Genomic DNA, 17,028 nt, shown 5'->3' with positions numbered 1-17,028 from the left:
GGATGAACTGATGTCGATCCGCTGGCGGGACGCGATGGACCGGGCGCTCTACGGCCCGGAGGGCTTCTTCGTGTCCGGAGCCGGCCCGGCGCACCACTTCCGCACCAGCGTGCACGCCTCCCCGGCCTTTGCCTCCGCCCTGTCCCGCCTCCTCGCCCAGGTGGACGCCGCTCTCGGTCACCCACCGGTCCTCGACGTGGTGGACGTGGGGGCCGGCCGGGGGGAGCTGCTGGCCGGGTTGCTCCAGGCCGTGGAGGTTCCGCTCGCCCGACGGATACGCCCCACCGCCGTCGAAATCGCCCCGCGCCCCGCGCACCTGCCCGACCGGATCGCGTGGAGGCACGAGATCCCGGACGGCATCACCGGACTGCTGATCGCCACCGAATGGTTGGACAACGTCCCACTGGACATCGCCGTACACACCGGGAACGGCTGGCACTACCTCCTGGTCGACCCCCGCACCGGAGCCGAGACAATCGGCCACCCGACCACCCCCGAAGACGTCGACTGGCTGACGAACTGGTGGCCCACCCCCACCCCCACCCCCACCCCCACCCAGGGCCCGTTGATCAAGGAGTTTGCGTCACCGGGGACCCCGAATCCTGACGCAAACTCCTTGATCAACAGTGTGGCGGGGTGGGGCCCCGGGGGGCGGGCGGAGATCGGCCGGGGGCGGGACGAGGCGTGGGCGGACGCGGTGGGCCACGTCGACCGGGGGCTCGCCCTGGCCGTGGACTACGGGCACCTGCTCCCGGGGCGGCCGGTCGGCGGGTCGTTGACCGGGTACCGGGGTGGGCGGCAGGTGCCGCCGGTGCCGGACGGCTCGTGCGACGTCACCGCCCACGTCGCCATGGACTCGGTCGCCTCCGCCGGTGAGCGGGTCGCCCGGTGCGCGTACTCCCTGGTCCCGCAGCGGGAGGCGCTGCGGGCGCTCGGGGCCGACGGCGCGCGACCACCGCTGAGCCGGGCCGGTCGTGACCCGGCGGGGTACGTGCGGGCGCTGGCCGCCGCGTCGGCGGTGGCCGAGCTGACCGACCCGGCCGGGCTCGGCGGGCACTGGTGGCTGCGCCAACCGGTCGGCGTCGCCCTCGCGCCGCACGTGGCACGATGACGGGCATGACCACCGACGCCGACCTCCGCGAGCTGACCGTCGGCACCGGCGCGGGCGGGGACCAGCTCGGCACCGACATGGTGCTCAACATCGGACCACAGCACCCGTCCACCCACGGCGTGCTCCGGCTGCGCCTGGTGCTCGACGGCGAGCGGGTGGTGGCCGCCGAGCCGATCGTCGGCTACATGCACCGGGGTGCGGAGAAGCTGTTCGAGGTCCGCGACTACCGGCAGATCATCGTGCTGGCCAACCGGCACGACTGGCTGTCGGCCTTCTCCAACGAGCTGGGCGTGGTGCTCGCCGTCGAACGGCTGCTGGGCATGGAGGTGCCCGAGCGGGCCACCTGGCTGCGGATGGCCCTCGCCGAGCTGAACCGGGTGCTCAACCACCTGATGTTCCTCGGCTCGTACCCGCTGGAGATCGGCGCGATCACGCCGGTCTTCTACGCGTTCCGCGAGCGGGAGACCCTCCAGGCGGTGATGGAGGAGGTCTCCGGCGGCCGGGTCCACTACATGTACAACCGGGTGGGCGGCCTCAAGGAGGAGGTGCCGGCCGGCTGGACCGGGCGGGCCCGCACCGCGATCGCCGAGGTACGGCGGCGCATGCCCGACCTGGACAACCTGATCCGCCGCAACGAGATCTTCCTGGCCCGCACCGTCGGCGTCGGGGTGCTGTCGGCCGCCGACGCTGCCGCGTTCGGCGCGTCCGGGCCGGTCGCCCGCGCCTCCGGGCTCGACCTGGACCTGCGCCGCGACGAGCCCTACCTGGCGTACGACCAGCTGGACGTGCCGGTGGTGACCAAGACCGCCGGCGACTGCCACGCCCGCTTCGAGGTGCTGCTCGACCAGGTGTACGCCTCACTCGACCTCGCCGAGCAGTGCCTGGACCGGGTGGACCGGCTGACCGGACCGATCAACACGCGACTGCCGAAGGTGCTCAAGGCACCCGAGGGGCACACCTACGCCTGGACCGAGAACCCCCTCGGCATCAACGGCTACTACCTGGTGTCCCGGGGCGAGAAGACGCCGTGGCGGTTGAAGCTGCGCACCGCCTCGTACGCCAACGTGCAGGCCCTCGCCACCCTGCTCCCCGGCTGCCTGGTCCCGGACCTGATCGCCATCCTCGGCTCGATGTTCTTCGTCGTCGGCGACATCGACAAGTAGACCGGGGTCCGGCGGACGGGGTCAGCGCCAGCGGTCACCGGGGGCGGCACGGCCACCGGCGCGGGGCACGTCGTCCTGGGGCGGGTAACCGTAGTGCTCCTCCTGCCGGCGGCCGTACCGCTCCGGCTCGTGGGCCCGCTGCGGTTCGGGCTGGCGCTGCGGTTCCGGCTGGCGCTGCGGTTCCGGCTGGCGCTGGCGCTGGCGCGGCGGGCGCCAGTCCTCGGGCACCGGCACCCCACCGGCCGGCAGCTCCGGCCGGCTCTCCGGCTCGGACCAGCCGCCCCGCCAGCCGTCGTCCCCCCGATCGGGGACCGGACGATCCTGGGCGCGGCGAGGTTCCTCCCGGCGTACCGCCGCCCACCGGTCCGCCACCCGGTACTCGGTACCGGTCCCGTCGGCGTGCACCTCGGCCCGCCGCTCACCGACCCGTACCTCGCGACCCCGGTCGTCCTCCCGCACCGAGGCCCAGCGGTCCCCGGTCCGGAGCTGCGACCAGTAGTCCCCGCTCTCCAGGTCATCGCCCGGGGCGTTCGTACGGTCGGGCTGCTCCACGGGTGCGTCCCAGCGCTGCTCACCGACCCGACCGCCCGCCCACGGGCGCTCGTCCCGCTGCTCCGCCCCGGACCGCTCGTGCCGGGGGGCGCGGTGGTCCCGCCGTCTGCCGGACCGGTCGTGCTCCGGCCGTTCGCGGTCCTCGCGTGGGTCGCCCGGGACACGCTCGTCCACGGGCGCACCCCACTGCCGGTCGTCGTGGCGCCCGTACCGGTCATCCGTCCCGTCCTGGCCGGCCCACCCGCGGTCGTCGTGCTCGCCGCCTGCCCACGCGCGGTCGTCGTGCTCGCCGCCTGCCCACGCGCGGTCGTCGTGCTCGCCGCCGGCCCACGCGCGGTCGTCGCGCTCGGCGTCACCGGCCCAGGGGCGGTCGTCCTGGTCGCCCCAGGGGCGGTCGTCGGGATGCCCGTGCGCGGGCCGGGTCCGGTCGTCCGTCTCACCGCGGCCGTCCCACTGCCGGTCTTCCGGGGCCGGTGACCGGCGTCCGGCGGCGCCGCCGTAGGAGGTGCCACCGCCCACCGGTCCTCCTCCGTCCACGACGGTGTGGCGGGTGGTGACGTGCACCGTCTCGGTGTGCCGGACCACACCGAGGGGTCGGGCGGCCGGCTGGTTGTCGTGCTCCGCCGGCCACGCGCCGTACACCCCGGCCGCTCCGGCGGCGGGTCGGTCGCCGGTCGGTACGCCGGCCGACCTGCCGTATGTGCCGCCGGCGGCACGGTCGCCGCCGTACACACCGGCCCGCTCGCCGCCGTACGTGCCGCCGGCGGCACGGTCGCCGTACCCGGGGGCCGGCCGCTCGGCGCGCGGGGCGGGCTGGGGCGGGCGCGGCTCGTCCGCGTCGTCCCGGTCGGCGCGCCACGCCTCGCCGCGGGACGGGATGCGGGCACGACCGGCGGCATCGTCCGTCGGCTCGGCCGCGGCCACCCGGGCCCGGCCGGCGTCCGCCGGCTCGTCGGCGACGACCAGCGCGGCGGCGGCCGCGTCCATCCGCCGCCGGAGCGCACCCACCGCCTCGTGGGCGCGCTGGGCCTGGTCGATCGCCTGGTTGCCGCGTTGGGCAGCGGCGACGATCTCCCCGCGCAGCTCGCGCCGAAGCTCGTCGATCTCCTCGCGCAGTTCCTCGGCGATGGCCTGACCGCCCTCGGCGCGCAGCGCGATCGACAGGCCGATGAGCACCACGGCGAGGATGGCGAGCACGGCCGCGAACCGGAGGGGGCCGTTACCGTCGGCGACGAGCAGGATCAGCGCCGCCACCGGCGCGAGGGCCACGCCCACCCAGAAGAGGGTGGTCAGGAGCGGCGGATGACGCTTGTCGTCAGAGACAACCGGGGCGGGCATGGGTGTGTAGCCTACCGAGAGTTGCGCCGGCAGGGAACGGTTGCGCCGGCCGGCCGTGGAGTTCGGCGGCCGTCGACCGGCCGGACCGGAAACGGCGTCGGCCGGTCACCGGGCCCCTGAGGCCCGTCGGTGACCGGCCGACGCGGTGGGATCAGCCGGCCGCGAGCGCCGCGTCCGAGGAGAAGACGAGGCCGACGCTGGCCGCACCGGTCTTCAGCGCGTTCTTGGTCTGCGGGCCACCCGCGTCCAGCGAGCTGAACGAACCGGCCTTGAAGTCGTAGACCTCGACCAGACCGGCCTGGCACTTCGGCCGCTGCGGGCACTCCGGCGGACCGGCCAGCACGGTGGCCTGGCCGGAGCACTTCGCGGCCAGGTCGGACAGCGTACGCACGCCGTACTTGTCGGCGAACGCGGTCGTGACGGCGAACGCGTTCTGGTCCTGGGCGGCGGAGGGGGCGCCGAAGACCAGCCCGGCCTTGTCGCCGGCGGCCTTGAGCGCGGTGACCGTCTTGTCCAGCTCCGGCGAGGAGACGGGCTGGGCGTTCTGCCCGTTGGCCTTGGTGTTGAGGAATTCGGCCATGGTCGCCGCGTACTCCGGCACGACCTGGATCTCGCCCTTCTCCAGCGCCGGCTCGTACAGCTCCCGGCTGCCGATCTGCTGCACCTTGACCTGGTAACCGGCGGCGGTCAGCGCGATCTTGTAGAGCTCGGCGAGGGTCTGGCTCTCGCTGAAGTTGGCGGCGCCGACCGTGACCGGGCCGCCCGGGCCCTTCGCGATGCCAGCGGTCAGGTTGTTGGCGGTGGCGAACTCGGTCGCGGCGACCTCGGGCGACTTCCGGTCGACGTCGACGGCCTTGTTGAGCGCGATCAGCTTCGGCGTGTCGAGCGTCGCCGAGACCTTGTCCAGCGCGGCGAGGAGCTGCGGGTTCGCCGCGTCCGCATTGACCGCCGGGATGATGTTGTCGGTGTTCTGCAGCTTCTTGTCGTCGTCGAGGGCGACCAGCTTGTCGCCGGCCACCGGGGCGCAGCCGGCGCCGGAGGCGCCCTGCTGCGGGGCGTCGGTGCCGGACGAGCCGGCATCGCCGCAGCCGGTGAGCAGCCCGGCGGCGGCGAGGGCCCCGACGGCGCCGACCGCCAGACGTGTACGTGCGCGCATGATGCCCGCCTTCCGTGTCCCGGCGCGACCCGTTCGGGCCGGCCGCGTGTCCGACGGGCGATCGTCCGTCCGGCCGCCCGCGACTTCCCACCCAACATCTTTCACACGGGACCGACAACCTGGGGCGAGGTTTGTCACCGGATCGTCACGGGAGCGTTCAGGTGCCGGCCACCGCGTCGGCCGCACGGCGGTTCGCCCGCCGCCGCGTGGCGCGCAGCGGGCGCGGCGTCACCAGGCGCTCGACCAGGGCGAGGACCAGCTCCACCAGGACGGCCAGCCCGGCGACCAGGAGCCCGCCGGCGAGGATCTGGCCGCGGCCGGCGGCGATGTCCAGCCCGAACCCGGCACGGATGATCTGACCGAGCCCGCCGCCGTTCACGAAGGACGCCAGCGCGGCGGTGGCCACCACCTGCACGGCCGCCGTCCGGAACCCGGCCGCCAGGTACGGCACCGCCAGGGGCAGCTCGACCCGGCGCAGCAGCTGCCAACCGGAGAAACCCATCCCGCGGGCGGCGTCCCGTGCCTCCGGGTCGACCTGCCGCACCCCGGTGTACGCGTTGGCGAGCAGCGGCGGCACCGCGAACACGGCGAGCGCCACCACCACCGAGGGTCGGCCGAACCCGAGGAAGGTCAGCGGAAGGATGGTGAGCAGGGCGAGGGTGGGGATGGCGAGGGTGACGTTGGCGATGAGCACCACCAGCCCGCCGCCCCGGCCGGTGTGGCCCAGCCACAGGCCGATCGGCCAGGCGATCAGGCAACCGAGCGCCACCGCCGCCGCCGACAGCGACAGGTGCTCGCCGAGCCGGTCCAGGATGCCGCCGGGGTTGGTCCAGTTCAGCGGGTCGTTGAGCCAGCGCACCGCCGCCTCGATCGGATTCACGCCGGCCTCCCGCGCCGCAGCCAGGGCGTGAGCAGGCGGCCGACCCCCGCCAGGACCAGGTCGAGCACCAGCGCGAGCAGGACGCAGAGCAGCGTCCCGGTCATGATCTGCTGCTTGTAGAAGTTGTTCTGGAAACCGGCGAAGATGATCTGCCCGAGGCCGCCACGCCCGATCACCACCCCGACGGTCACCAGCGCCACCGTGGAGACCGTGGCCAGTCGCAGCCCGGTCAGGATGCCGGGCAGGGCGAGAGGCAGCTCGATGCGGAACAGCCGGCCCCAGCGACCGTAACCCATCCCCTCCGCCGCCTCGCGTACCTCGGGGGGCACCTGGTTGAGCCCGGCGATCGCGTTGCGGACGATCACCAGCAACGCGTAGAGCACCACCACGGTGAGGACGGTGATTGCGCCGATGCCCAGGTAGGGGGCGATGAACGCGAAGAGCGCCAGCGACGGGATCGTGTAGAGCACGCCGGTGAACGCCACGATCGGGCCGGCGAGCCCCCGGAACCAGTGCGCGGCCACGGCGAGAGGAAGCGCGATCAGCGCCGCGATCAACACCGCGCGGGCGGTCAACCACGTGTGGTCCCGCACGGCGGCGAGGATCGTGTCAGAGTTGTCCCGCGCGTACTGCCAGGAGAACCACGGGTTACCCGGGTCTGCCCGGTAGCTCAGGCGGAAGGACATGAGTGGACGCTACCCCGGGAACCATCACCGGCGCGGGGCCGCGTGCGGCGTCGATCTCGCTCGACGGGATCGGCAAGCGGTACCCCGACGGGACCGAGGCGGTCCGTGAGTTGTCCCTGGACATCGCCGCCGGGGAACTCGTGGTGCTGATCGGTCCCTCGGGCTGCGGCAAGTCGACCGTGCTGCGGATGGTCAACCGCCTGATCGAACCGACCGGTGGCCGGATACTGCTCGGCGGGGAGGACGTCACGCGCGTCGACCCGGTACGGCTGCGCCGCCGCATCGGGTACGTGATCCAGAACGTCGGCCTCTTCCCACACCAGACGGTCAGCGCCAACGTCGCCACCGTGCCGCAGCTGCTCGGCTGGCCGCGCGAGCGCAGCCGGGAACGGGTCGCGGAACTGCTGGAGCTGGTCGGTCTGGACCCGGCACAGTTCGGCCGCCGATACCCGCACGAGCTGTCCGGCGGGCAGCGCCAGCGGGTCGGGGTGGCCCGGGCGCTCGCCGCCGACCCGGTGGTGCTGCTGATGGACGAGCCGTTCTCCGCCGTCGACCCGATCGTCCGGACCCGCCTCCAGGAGGAGTTCCTCCGCTTGCAGGCCGAGGTCCGCAAGACGATCGTCCTGGTCACCCACGACCTCGACGAGGCCGTCCGGCTCGGCGACCGCATCGCCGTGCTCTCCCAGGGCGGCCACCTGGAGCAGTACGACACCCCCGCCGCCGTGCTCGGCTCGCCGGCCACGCCGTTCGTCCGCGAGTTCGTCGGCGCGGACCGGGGCATCCGCCGGCTGGTGGTCACCCCGCTCACCCGGGAGACGGTCGAGCCGCTGCCCACCACCGGTGTCGACGGGCTGCCCACCGTCCCGCTGGGCGGCTCCGCGTACGACGCGTTGGGCGCGCTGCTGACCTCGGCGACCGACCGGGTGGTGGTGACCGACGCGGACCGGCCGGTGGGTGTGCTGACCCGGACCCGGCTGCTCGACCTCGGGCGTGCCGTCGACGGGAAGCCGGCAGCCGGCTGAGAGGACCGACCGGGTGGTCGGGACGGCGTCAGGCCCGTCCGCCGAGACTCGCCGTGCCGATGATCCAGCCGGCGAGGAAGCCGTACGTGGCACCGGTTCCGGCGGACTGGATGGCGACCAGCAGGCTCGGGTCCGGCGCCACGAACACGGCGAGGAGCGACGCGAAGCCGCTGGCCAGCACGTACGCGGCCCACCCGGTGAAGAACTGGCTGGCCGATCCGGGCACGCGGGCGACCTGCGAGGCGGGTAGCAGCCAGAGGAAGACCGCCGCGAGGACCACCAGCAGCACGGCCCGCAGATTCGTGGCGACCGGTTCGGTGGTGTCGAACGACCAGGCCGGCCAGGCCAGCAGTCGGAGGAACCACCCGGCGGCCGAGTTCGCGTCGGTGGACGTGCCGGCCCAACCCACGTACGCCGGGCTGCCGCAGACGCCGACCAGGATGAGCGCCGCCAGCGCGCCGGTGCCCGCCGCGGTCCCGTAGCGGGGAACGGACCGCGTCCCGTTGGTGAGCGCCATGATCGGCTCAGTTCCCGACCGGCCGGGGCGCGCAAACCTCCGGGACGCCGGTCAGCGCCTCACCGAGGGTGCTTCATCAGGTAGTCGATGAAGGCGGCCCGCAGCAGCGGCGCCGACTCCTCGTAGCCGTGACCGGTCAGTTCCCGCCACAGCGCCGCCGCCTCGTCGATGGTCGGGCCGATCGAGTTGGGCGCCCCGTCCAGTGCCTCCGCCTCGTCCGCGTTCGGCAGGTGCCGCAACACCGACCAGAAGAAGCCCACGTCGCGGCGCTCCCGAGCGACCGTGAACGCCTGCTCGCGCAGCTCCTCGGTGGGAAGGGCGTCGAGTTCGGCGAACGAGCGGCCGGCCGAGGTCGATGGTGTGTCGGTCATGTCGCCGAGCCTAACCGCCGAGATCGTTTCCGGCCTGACGGACGCGACGCCGGGCAGCCGCCGTCGGCGTACCCGTCGGCGGTCGGCGGTCGCGACGACTCGCCGGCTCAGCGGTCCTCGGTGTCCCACCGGCGCGGGCCGGTCTCCCAGCGGGCGACGTCCCATGGGTCGACCGGCTCCTCGGCGGAGCGCTCCGGCAGCGCGGGCGGCCAGGTGGCGGGCGGGTCGGCGCGGGGCACCGTCCAGCCGGAGCTGATCCGGCCGTCCAGGGCGGGAACGGGATCGGGCGCCGAGGCCGGCCGCCCGTACGCCTCGACCACCCGGGTGACCACCAGCCCGATTCCCAGCGTCACCGCTCCCAGCGCCCACCGGTCCACCGTCCAGTCCCGCGCGTCGGCGTACGCCAGGACGACCGTGACCAGGCTGACCGCGAGCAGCGTGCCGAAGATCCCGCCGCGCCGGCCGTACGCGCTGGTGCCGGCGAGCAGTGACGTGCCGACGGCGAGCACCGTCCAGTCGAATCCGGTCCCGGGTGTCACCGGGCCCGCGTCGGCGGTGGCGAGGAGCAGCCCGGCCAGCGTCGCCAGCACGGTCGAGCCGACGATCGCGCCGACGGCGACGAGCGCCGCCACGAACCCCCGGCGGCGGGCGGGGTCGACGACCGGCCGGAACCGGCCGACCATCCGGCGCACCGCCCGCACCGCGCCGAACACGCCCCCGAGCACGGCGACGGCCGCGAAGCCCACGAACAGCGGGAGCGCGTCCCGCTCCGGGTCGTACGTGCCCTGCGGCAGGACCGGGCCGGTTCGCTGCTCGACGTAGACGACCACCCCGGCCGCGCCGGCCAGACCGGCGGCCCAGGCGGGCACGTGCAGGACCACCACGACGAGGGCGAGCACCAGGCCGCCGAGCGTGGCGACGGCGAGGGCCGGGCCGACGGCGGCGGTCAGGCCGCGGTCGCCCTGCTCGGCCATGTGCAGCGCGGCGGCGACGGCGACCGGACCGATCGCCAGGTTCACCGTGGCGGTCCGCAGACTCAGGCCGGCGGCCAGGGTGAGCAGCCCGAGCACCACCACGTCGGTCAGCAGGCCACGCAGCCCGTCGCCGCGAACCGTGTCCGGCGCCTCCTGCCAGAGGAGGTAGGCGCCGGCTCCGAGCGCGACGAGGAGCAGGGTCTCCCAGACGAGGTGCACGACGAGCCGGTCCCGGCCGGGCTCGCCGTGGGCGGGATCGTCGAACACGTTCTCCAGGACGGCGGCGGGGATCGTCGACGAGGACTCGCCGGGCGCGGCCCGCCCCGGTTCGTCGTAACTCATGCGCCGCCTCCCACGTGGCCGCGTCCAGTCCGACGCGCGGGCGGACCGGGGGCGGCCGTTGCTCTCCGGTCGCAGGCACCGTACCCGCGCCCCGGAGCGTGGCGTAACCCCCTGGTCAGCGCGGGCCGGACGGGCTCTCGCGCTCGTCGGCCTCGCGCTCGTCGTCGGGGCGCTCCGGCACCCGGCAGGAGCGTTCCAGCCACAGCGCCGCAGCGACCAGCGCCAATGCGGCGAGCATCCCGCCGAGGGCGGTCGGCCGGTCGTCCACGGCGGCCTCGGTGGATTCCAGGAAGAGCCACGCCGCCAGACCGCCGTAGAACCCGGCGAAGATGGCGGCGGCCAGGGAGGACGCCTTCGCGAGCACCACGAACCGGGCGACGAGCAGCGGGTTCACCGGGTCACGGCCCGGTTTGCGCTCGATCCGCCCCCGGGTGTTGACCGCCGCGTACGCCTCCAGCACGGCCAGCGCCGCCAGGATCACCACCGGCAGCCAGGGCAGGTCCGGCAGGTAGTCGTAGTAGAGGACGCTGATCAGCAGCCAGGCCACCGCGGCGGCGGCGAGGCCGGCGACCACCAACGTGGACGCCCGGGTGGGGCCCATCCGGCCGGGGCCGGGCGGCGGGGACTGCGCCTGCGTCATGCCCGCCGGCTCCACTCGGTCATGCCGTCGACTCTAGCGTCAGATCGGGACGGGGACGCACGTCCAGGGCGTCCTCGGCGGCCGGGCCGGTGGTGAGCAGGTCGGTGAGCCAGCCGTGCCCGGGCAGCCGCCCGTAGGGCTGGATGTCGATCCATGGCCGCAGCACGAACGCCCGCAGGTGCGCGCGGGGATGCGGCAGGGTCAGCTCCTCGTCGTCGCTGAGCACCGGCTTGCCGTCCGCTCCCCAGACCGCGATCACGTCCACGTCCAGGGTGCGGGGCCCGAAGCGCCGCGCGGGGTCACGCTCGCGGCCCGCCGCCCGCTCCGCGCCGCGGGCCCGCTCCAGCCAGTCGTACGGCCCGGCGCCGGGATCCTCCGCCAGCAGCACCGCGTTGAGGTACGCGGGCTGGTCGGTGTCCCCCCACGGTGGAGTCTCGTACACCCCGGACACCACGCGGACGGCGTCGCCGAACTCCGCCACGGCGCAGCGCAGGTGGTGCAACCGGTCGCCGAGATTGCTGCCGAGCGACAGCACGGCCCGGCTCACCGGTCACGCGTCCGGGTCATGGTGACGGCCACGTCGGTGAAGGTGTGCGGTACCGGCGCCTCCGGCTTGTGCACGGTGACCGTGGCGGCGCCCACCCGCCCGTCGGCCAGGCAGACCGTCAGCAGCCGGTCGGCGAGCGTCTCGATCAGGTTGACCGGCTCGCCGGTCACGACCGCGACGAGGCGTTCGGCCAGCTCACCGTAGTGCACGGTGTCGGCCACGTCGTCGGAGCGCGCGGCCGGGCCGAGGTCCAGCTCCAGGACGACGTCGACGACGAAGTCCTGTCCCTGCTCCCGTTCGAAGTCGTACACCCCGTGCCGGCCGTGCGCGCGCAGGCCGGTCAGCTGGATCCGGTCGCTCACCGTTCTCCTCCTTGTCGGGCGGTGACCGCTCCCCGCGTCGCGGCCAGGTGCGGCCGGCCGGTCGCCTGCCAGACCGCGAGGGCGTCCGTGGTGGCACGGACGTCGTGCACGCGTACGCCCCAGGCGCCGGCCGCCACCGCGAGCAGGGTGGTGGCGACGGTGGCCACCTCCCGGCCCGCGGTCGGTCGGGGTGTGCCGTCGGGACCGGCGAGGAGCCGACCCAGGTACGACTTCCGGCTCGCGGCGAACAGCACGGGGAAGCCGAGGTCGAGCAGCTCCGGCAGCCGCGCGCTGAGTTCCCAGTTGTGCTCCGCGGTCTTGGCGAAACCGAGGCCCGGGTCGATGACGATCCGGTCGGCGGCGACGCCCGCGCGCAACGCCTCGTCGACACGCTCGGCGAGTTCGGCGCGGACGTCGGCGACGACGTCGCCGTAGCGGGCCAGCTCGCCCATGTGGCGCGAGTGTCCCCGCCAGTGCATGAGCACCCAGGGACAGCCCGCGTCCCGGACGACCCGGGCCATGTCCGGGTCGGCGAGTCCACCGGAGACGTCGTTGACCACGACCGCCCCGGCGGCGAGCGCCGCCTCGGCGACGGAGGCCCGGCTGGTGTCGATGCTGACCGGTACGCCGGCCGCGGCCAGCTCCCGGACCACCGGCAGGACCCGGCTCGCCTCGGTCTCCGCGTCGATCCGGTCGGCACCCGGCCGGGTCGACTCGCCGCCGACGTCCACCAGGTGGGCACCCTCGGCCCGCAGCCGCACGCCGTGTCCGACGGCGGCATCGAGGTCGGCGTACCGTCCGCCGTCGGAGAAGGAGTCGGGCGTGACGTTGAGGACGCCCATCACCACCGGGGTCGGAGCCAGTACCAGATCGGTCACGACTAGACCGTACCGGTCGTCGCGACCGCCCCGGACAGCCCTTGGCCAGGGGTGCTGACATGCCAATTAGAACAGGTGTACGATCGGTCGTCCGGGTCGTATCGGGCAGACTCTTCGCGGGTTGTCGCAATCAGTGGGTGGCCGTACGCTTTGGAATTGCCCGGCATCGAGATGGCGAAGCCTGGAGGGAGGGCCGAAGCGGGAAAATCCGCCCAAAGCTCGCCACTGACCGTGGTGAGTGACGAACGCAGCGTCGCCAGCGCTGCGCAGAGTGAGCACCATTCCCGCCAGGCATGCCTACTGCACCACGCGGCTCCGCCGGCCGCGACTTGGGGAGGTTCCAGTGATCGCCATCGAGCTGATGGAGACGGCGTCGTCCGGCGTCGCCCATGCGCTCTCCACCCTGGTGTCGGCACCGCTCGCCGAGCCGGCGCCGAAGGGCATCGACACCGAGGGTGTCGTCACCTTCTTCGCCAGCAAGATCGCCCCGATCCTGCTCGCCGTCCTGGGCGTGATCTTCATCGGCAGGGCCAGCCGGGGTGAGATCTCCAAGGTCCTCACCAGCTCCGCGATCGCGATCGTCGGGTTGGCCTTCATCGCCGGGGCCGCCACCCTGTTCTTCATCGGCGACTACCTGATCGACCTGATCTTCGAATAGGCGCGGGCACGAGATGCGGCTGCGCACCGACGACGACATCTACCGGGCCCGCCTGGTCTACCTCGGGCCGCCCGGCTACACCCTTCCGGTCCACCTGCCGTACGCCCAGTACGGGCTCTTCATGCTGCTCGTCCCCCTCTACATGTTCATCCACTGGTTGTTCACGTTCCAGGTCGAGCTCTTCCCCGCGTGGGAGATCGCGCTCGCCATCGTGAGCACCTCGTTCATCTTCCGGTACGTCGACCCGGACCGGCCGGCGCGCATGGTGATCCGCACCGCGCTGACCGACTGGCGACGCACGCGGGAGCCGGCCGCCGAGCAGCGGGATCCCCGCCTGGTCGGCAGCCGGATCAGGATCCGGGAGGAACTGGCATGACCGGGCGTAAGTGGAACGACGCGGGTGAGGCGGTCGAATGAGTCGCTCTTCCACGCCGGGCTCCCCGGCCGGACGTCCGGCCGGCCCGAACGGTGACCGTGTGCGTTCGTACGACTACGCTGACGATCCGGAGCTGGACGAGATCGTGCTCGACCAGGCGCTGGTGACCACGCCCGGTCAGGGCGGCGTCGGCGTCTTCCAGGCACCCCGGCCCGTGACCCGGCGCACCCCGGCACCCGATCCGACGCCCTCCACCATGGACAACGCGGACATCGACTCCCCCTTCCTCGACCTGTTCGGCGGGACCCGACCGGCAGGCGCGTCGCCGTCGACGCCGGCCCGGGAGTCACGCACGATCCCGCAGCAGCCGACCATCGACGAGCCGGTTGCCACCCCGCCCGCACGGGTCGAGGCGCCGCTACCCCCGCCGCCCCGGCAACCCGTCCAGCCCGCCGAGGCGGCCCGCCCCGCCGAGCCGCCCCGGACACCGACCGCCCCCCTGCGGACCCAGAACCCGCCTCCGTACACCCAGGACCTCTCGACGGTCGGCCGGTCGACCCCGCCCCAGCAGGCGTCCCGGGCGGCTCTCCAACCGCTGCCGGTGGAGGCCGGCGGGCCGGGGGACGGGCCGACGCACCGGCTCGACCCGGACGACGCGTACGAGGCGCCGCCGACGGCCGCACCCCGGGTGCCGCACCAGGCCGGCGACCGCCTGCCCGCGCTCAACCCGCCGGCCGCGAATCCGGATCCGGCCAGGGTCGCGGCCGAGCGGCCGCCCCGCGGCGGCACCCTCCCCGACCGGTCCCCCGGCCGCGAGGTCACACCACCGCGCCAGCGCTCGGCCGACCGCCGCGACCGCCCCACCAAGCCGGTTCGGGTCAAGGCACCGAAGATCAAGTTCGGTGACCGTGACCCCGCCGTCGAGCTGGCCATCACCGAGATCGCCGGCCACCTGACCTTCACCCCCAACACCGTCACCGCGTGGTACTGGCTGCCCGAGGTGCGCTGGGCGTTCCGGCCGGACGCCGAGCGGGAGGCCCTGCTCTCCGCGATCTCCGAGCAGTACGCGGGCCTGGCCGGCTTCCGGCTGCACCTGCGCCGGACCACCCGCCCCTTCCCCGCCGACGAGTGGGCGCGCACGATCGACGCCCACACGGCCAAACCCCTGCCCGACGTGCCGGGCACCCAGGGCTGGGCCGACCACCTGGTCGCGGCACAGCGGCACCTGATGTCGGTCAACCACGCCGAGGGGCAGACCTACCTGGGCGTCACCTTCGCCCGGCGGTCCCTCGGCGACTCGCTCACCGAGCGGCTGCTGCGCACCTTCGGTCGCGGCGTCGCCGAGGGCGAGCGGCGCAGGCTCGGCCGCACCGTGGAGCAGTTCGACGAGGTGCTCGGCGCGTTCGGGATGCGCGGACGACGGGTCACCGCCAAGGAACTGGAGTGGCTGCTCTACCGATCGGTCGCGCTGTGCATGGCACCGCCCGGCACGCTCTCCCCGGTCGGCGACGGGCGCTGGGACCGCGGCGACCTGCTGGCCCTCACCGAGCAGGTCGAGCGCTACCGCACCCCGTACGGCTCGACCGTCAAGCTGGTCAACCGGATGACCGGCGAGGAACGGCACGTCGCCGTACTCGCCGTGGGTCGGATGGAGCCGCTGGAGATTCCCGAGCGGCACGAGCCGTGGCTGCACTTCCACGAGCGGCTGCCCTGGCCGATGGAAATCTCCACCCGGGTCGACATCCTCGGCTCCGGCGACTCCTTCCGTAACCTGGAGCACCGGCTCCGGATGATCCGCTCGCAGCAGCTCGACTACGCCGAGCACGGCATCGACGCGCCGCCCGAGCTGGAACGGCTGGCCAAGCGGGCACTCGTGATCGGCGACGAGATGACCACCGGCCTCCCGGTCGACTCCGCCCGCGCCCACGGCTGGCACCGGATCGCCGTCGGCGGGCGCACCCGCGAGGAATGCCTGGAACGGGCCCGCCGGCTGATCCAGCTCTACTCCCGCGAGCTGCGCATCTCCCTGCAGCACCCGAAGAACCAGGACTGGCTGGCCCGCGAGTTCATCCCCGGCGAGCCGATCGCCAACACCGGCTACGTCCGCCGGATGCCGGTCAACCTGCTCGCCGCGGCCCTTCCGCAGGCCGCCTCCACCGTCGGCGACCGGCGGGGCGACCTCATCGGGCGTACCGCCGGCACCTGTCGCCGGCCCGTCTTCCTCGACCTGCACTTCCCCATGGAGGTGCGGGAACGCTCCGGCCTGGCGGTCTTCGTGGCCGAACCGGGCGGTGGCAAGTCCACCCTGCTCGGCGCCCTGGGCTACCTCGCCGCCCGGCGCGGCGTCCAGGTGACCCTGCTCGACCCGTCCGGCCCGCTGGCCCGCCTCTGCGCGATGCCGGAGCTGCGCCCGTACGCCCGGGTGCTCAACCTCACCGGCTCCGAGCACGGCACCCTGGCGCCGTACTCGCTGATCCCCACCCCACTGCGCAGCGAGTTCGGCACCGGCGCGTCGGGCGACCGGGAGTTCGAGATCGCGGTCTCCAACGCGCGAGCCGAACGCCGCATGCTCGTGCAGGACATCTGCATGATGCTGGTGCCACCACAGGTGGCCCGGGAGGCATCCACGGCGACCCTGTTCCGGCACGCCGTACGCCAGGTGCCGGCGGAGGAGACGTCCACGCTGGACGACGTCGTCACCTGCCTCGCGCAACTCGACGACGACGCCGGGCGCGAGCTGGCCAACCTGCTGCTCGACACCGCCGAGATGCCGTTGGCGATGCTCTTCTTCGGCCGGCCGCCGGAAGGGCTGCTGGGCGCCGACGCCGCCCTCACCGTCATCACCATGGCCGGGCTGCGGCTGCCCGACCTCAAGATCGAGCGCGAGTACTGGTCCGCCGAGGAAGCCCTCGCCCTGCCGATGCTGCACACCGCGCACCGGCTCGCCGTCCGTCGCTGCTACGGCGGGTCGATGTCGTCCCGAAAGCTCGTCGGCCTGGACGAGGCGCACTTCATGGAGGGCTGGCGCTCCGGCCGCTCCTTCCTGGTCCGGCTCGCCCGGGACTCCCGGAAGTGGAATCTGGCGGCGCTGGTCGCCTCGCAGAACCCGAAGGACATCCTCGGCCTCGACGTGCAGAACCTGGTCTCCACCGTCTTCGTCGGCCGGATCGCCGAGGACGCCGAGATCGCCTCCGAGGCGCTGCGGCTCCTGCGCGTACCGGTCAACGACGGCTACGAGGCGACCCTCGCCTCCCTCTCGACCGCCGACGCGACCTCCGCCACCCGGCTCGGCTTCCGCGAGTTCGTGATGCGTGACGTCGACGGGCGGGTGCAGAAGGTCCGGGTCGACGTCTCGTACGTCGAGGGCCTCCTGGAGCACCTGGACACCACACCGGCGGCCATCGCCGCGGCGGCCGGGGTGCTGCCGTCCGTCCTACCGGATCTGGAGGCGTGAC

At 73.8% G+C, this 17,028-nt stretch carries 17 protein-coding genes; 6 read left to right on the top strand and 11 right to left on the bottom strand.

Features of this window, described 5'->3' with window-relative positions:
• Positions 1-10: 10 nt before the first annotated feature.
• The gene (locus ACTMSW_RS28835) at positions 11-1,111 is read left to right on the top strand and encodes an SAM-dependent methyltransferase (protein ID WP_441183871.1); all 1,101 of its coding nucleotides are present in this window, start codon (positions 11-13) and stop codon (positions 1,109-1,111) included.
• On the top strand, positions 1,108-2,274 hold the full coding sequence (locus ACTMSW_RS28830) for an NADH-quinone oxidoreductase subunit D (RefSeq protein WP_441183870.1): 1,167 nt from the start codon (positions 1,108-1,110) through the stop codon (positions 2,272-2,274). The genes ACTMSW_RS28835 and ACTMSW_RS28830 overlap by 4 nt, the downstream gene beginning before the upstream one ends.
• Positions 2,275-2,295: 21 nt before the next feature.
• Here ACTMSW_RS28830 and ACTMSW_RS28825 read toward each other — a convergent pair whose 3' ends face one another.
• The 4 genes from ACTMSW_RS28825 to ACTMSW_RS28810 form a co-directional block, all read right to left on the bottom strand.
• The gene (locus tag ACTMSW_RS28825) at positions 2,296-4,164 is read right to left on the bottom strand and encodes a hypothetical protein (protein ID WP_441183869.1); all 1,869 of its coding nucleotides are present in this window, start codon (positions 4,162-4,164) and stop codon (positions 2,296-2,298) included.
• A 151-nt stretch (positions 4,165-4,315) separates the two neighbouring features.
• The gene (locus ACTMSW_RS28820; protein ID WP_441183868.1) at positions 4,316-5,320 is read right to left on the bottom strand and encodes a glycine betaine ABC transporter substrate-binding protein; all 1,005 of its coding nucleotides are present in this window, start codon (positions 5,318-5,320) and stop codon (positions 4,316-4,318) included.
• A 157-nt stretch (positions 5,321-5,477) separates the two neighbouring features.
• A complete protein-coding gene (locus tag ACTMSW_RS28815; protein WP_441183867.1) occupies positions 5,478-6,200 on the bottom strand; it encodes an ABC transporter permease in 723 nt (240 codons plus the stop codon).
• On the bottom strand, positions 6,197-6,886 hold the full coding sequence (locus ACTMSW_RS28810) for an ABC transporter permease (RefSeq protein WP_441183865.1): 690 nt from the start codon (positions 6,884-6,886) through the stop codon (positions 6,197-6,199). The genes ACTMSW_RS28815 and ACTMSW_RS28810 overlap by 4 nt, the downstream gene beginning before the upstream one ends.
• A 2-nt stretch (positions 6,887-6,888) precedes the next feature.
• Here ACTMSW_RS28810 and ACTMSW_RS28805 point away from each other — a divergent pair, with 2 nt between their 5' ends.
• A complete protein-coding gene (locus tag ACTMSW_RS28805; protein WP_441183864.1) occupies positions 6,889-7,908 on the top strand; it encodes an ABC transporter ATP-binding protein in 1,020 nt (339 codons plus the stop codon).
• A gap of 28 nt (positions 7,909-7,936) precedes the next feature.
• Here ACTMSW_RS28805 and ACTMSW_RS28800 read toward each other — a convergent pair whose 3' ends face one another.
• The 7 genes from ACTMSW_RS28800 to folP all read right to left on the bottom strand — a co-directional run bounded on the left by ACTMSW_RS28800 (position 7,937) and on the right by folP (position 12,539).
• Entirely contained in the window at positions 7,937-8,425 is a 489-nt protein-coding gene (locus tag ACTMSW_RS28800; protein ID WP_441183863.1) for a hypothetical protein, read from the bottom strand.
• Positions 8,426-8,484: 59 nt separating this feature from the next.
• Positions 8,485-8,796, bottom strand: a complete 312-nt coding sequence (locus ACTMSW_RS28795) for a hypothetical protein (protein WP_441183862.1) — start codon at positions 8,794-8,796, stop codon at positions 8,485-8,487.
• A gap of 107 nt (positions 8,797-8,903) precedes the next feature.
• A complete protein-coding gene (locus ACTMSW_RS28790) occupies positions 8,904-10,112 on the bottom strand; it encodes an ABC transporter permease (protein WP_441183861.1) in 1,209 nt (402 codons plus the stop codon).
• Positions 10,113-10,227: 115 nt separating this feature from the next.
• Entirely contained in the window at positions 10,228-10,752 is a 525-nt protein-coding gene (locus ACTMSW_RS28785) for a DUF3180 domain-containing protein (protein WP_441183860.1), read from the bottom strand.
• 19 nt (positions 10,753-10,771) lie between these two features.
• The gene (gene folK / locus ACTMSW_RS28780) at positions 10,772-11,299 is read right to left on the bottom strand and encodes a 2-amino-4-hydroxy-6-hydroxymethyldihydropteridine diphosphokinase (RefSeq protein ID WP_441183859.1); all 528 of its coding nucleotides are present in this window, start codon (positions 11,297-11,299) and stop codon (positions 10,772-10,774) included.
• On the bottom strand, positions 11,296-11,661 hold the full coding sequence (gene folB / locus ACTMSW_RS28775) for a dihydroneopterin aldolase (protein ID WP_441183857.1): 366 nt from the start codon (positions 11,659-11,661) through the stop codon (positions 11,296-11,298). The genes folK and folB overlap by 4 nt, the downstream gene beginning before the upstream one ends.
• Positions 11,658-12,539 (bottom strand): dihydropteroate synthase, encoded by an 882-nt coding sequence (folP, locus tag ACTMSW_RS28770; protein WP_441183856.1) that lies wholly within the window; start codon positions 12,537-12,539, stop codon positions 11,658-11,660. The genes folB and folP overlap by 4 nt, the downstream gene beginning before the upstream one ends.
• Before the next feature lie 343 nt (positions 12,540-12,882).
• Between folP and ACTMSW_RS28765 the strand changes: the two genes are divergently transcribed.
• Genes ACTMSW_RS28765 through ACTMSW_RS28755 form a run of 3 tightly spaced genes read left to right on the top strand, consistent with a single transcriptional unit; the run spans position 12,883 to position 17,027 of the window.
• Positions 12,883-13,197 carry a hypothetical protein gene (locus tag ACTMSW_RS28765; RefSeq protein WP_441183855.1) on the top strand — a complete coding sequence of 105 codons (315 nt, stop codon included), beginning with the start codon at positions 12,883-12,885 and terminating at the stop codon, positions 13,195-13,197.
• Positions 13,198-13,210: 13 nt separating this feature from the next.
• Positions 13,211-13,573: a hypothetical protein gene (locus ACTMSW_RS28760; protein WP_121401589.1), complete on the top strand. Its 363-nt coding sequence runs from the start codon at positions 13,211-13,213 to the stop codon at positions 13,571-13,573.
• A gap of 37 nt (positions 13,574-13,610) precedes the next feature.
• A complete protein-coding gene (locus ACTMSW_RS28755) occupies positions 13,611-17,027 on the top strand; it encodes an ATP-binding protein (protein ID WP_441183854.1) in 3,417 nt (1,138 codons plus the stop codon).
• Position 17,028 lies beyond the last annotated feature (1 nt).

It is taken from the genome of Micromonospora sp. BQ11, assembly GCF_052068135.1.
Taxonomy (GTDB): Bacteria; Actinomycetota; Actinomycetes; order Mycobacteriales; family Micromonosporaceae; genus Micromonospora.
Note: the sequence above shows the minus strand (reverse complement) of the source record. Positions and strands in the feature narration are given on the sequence as shown.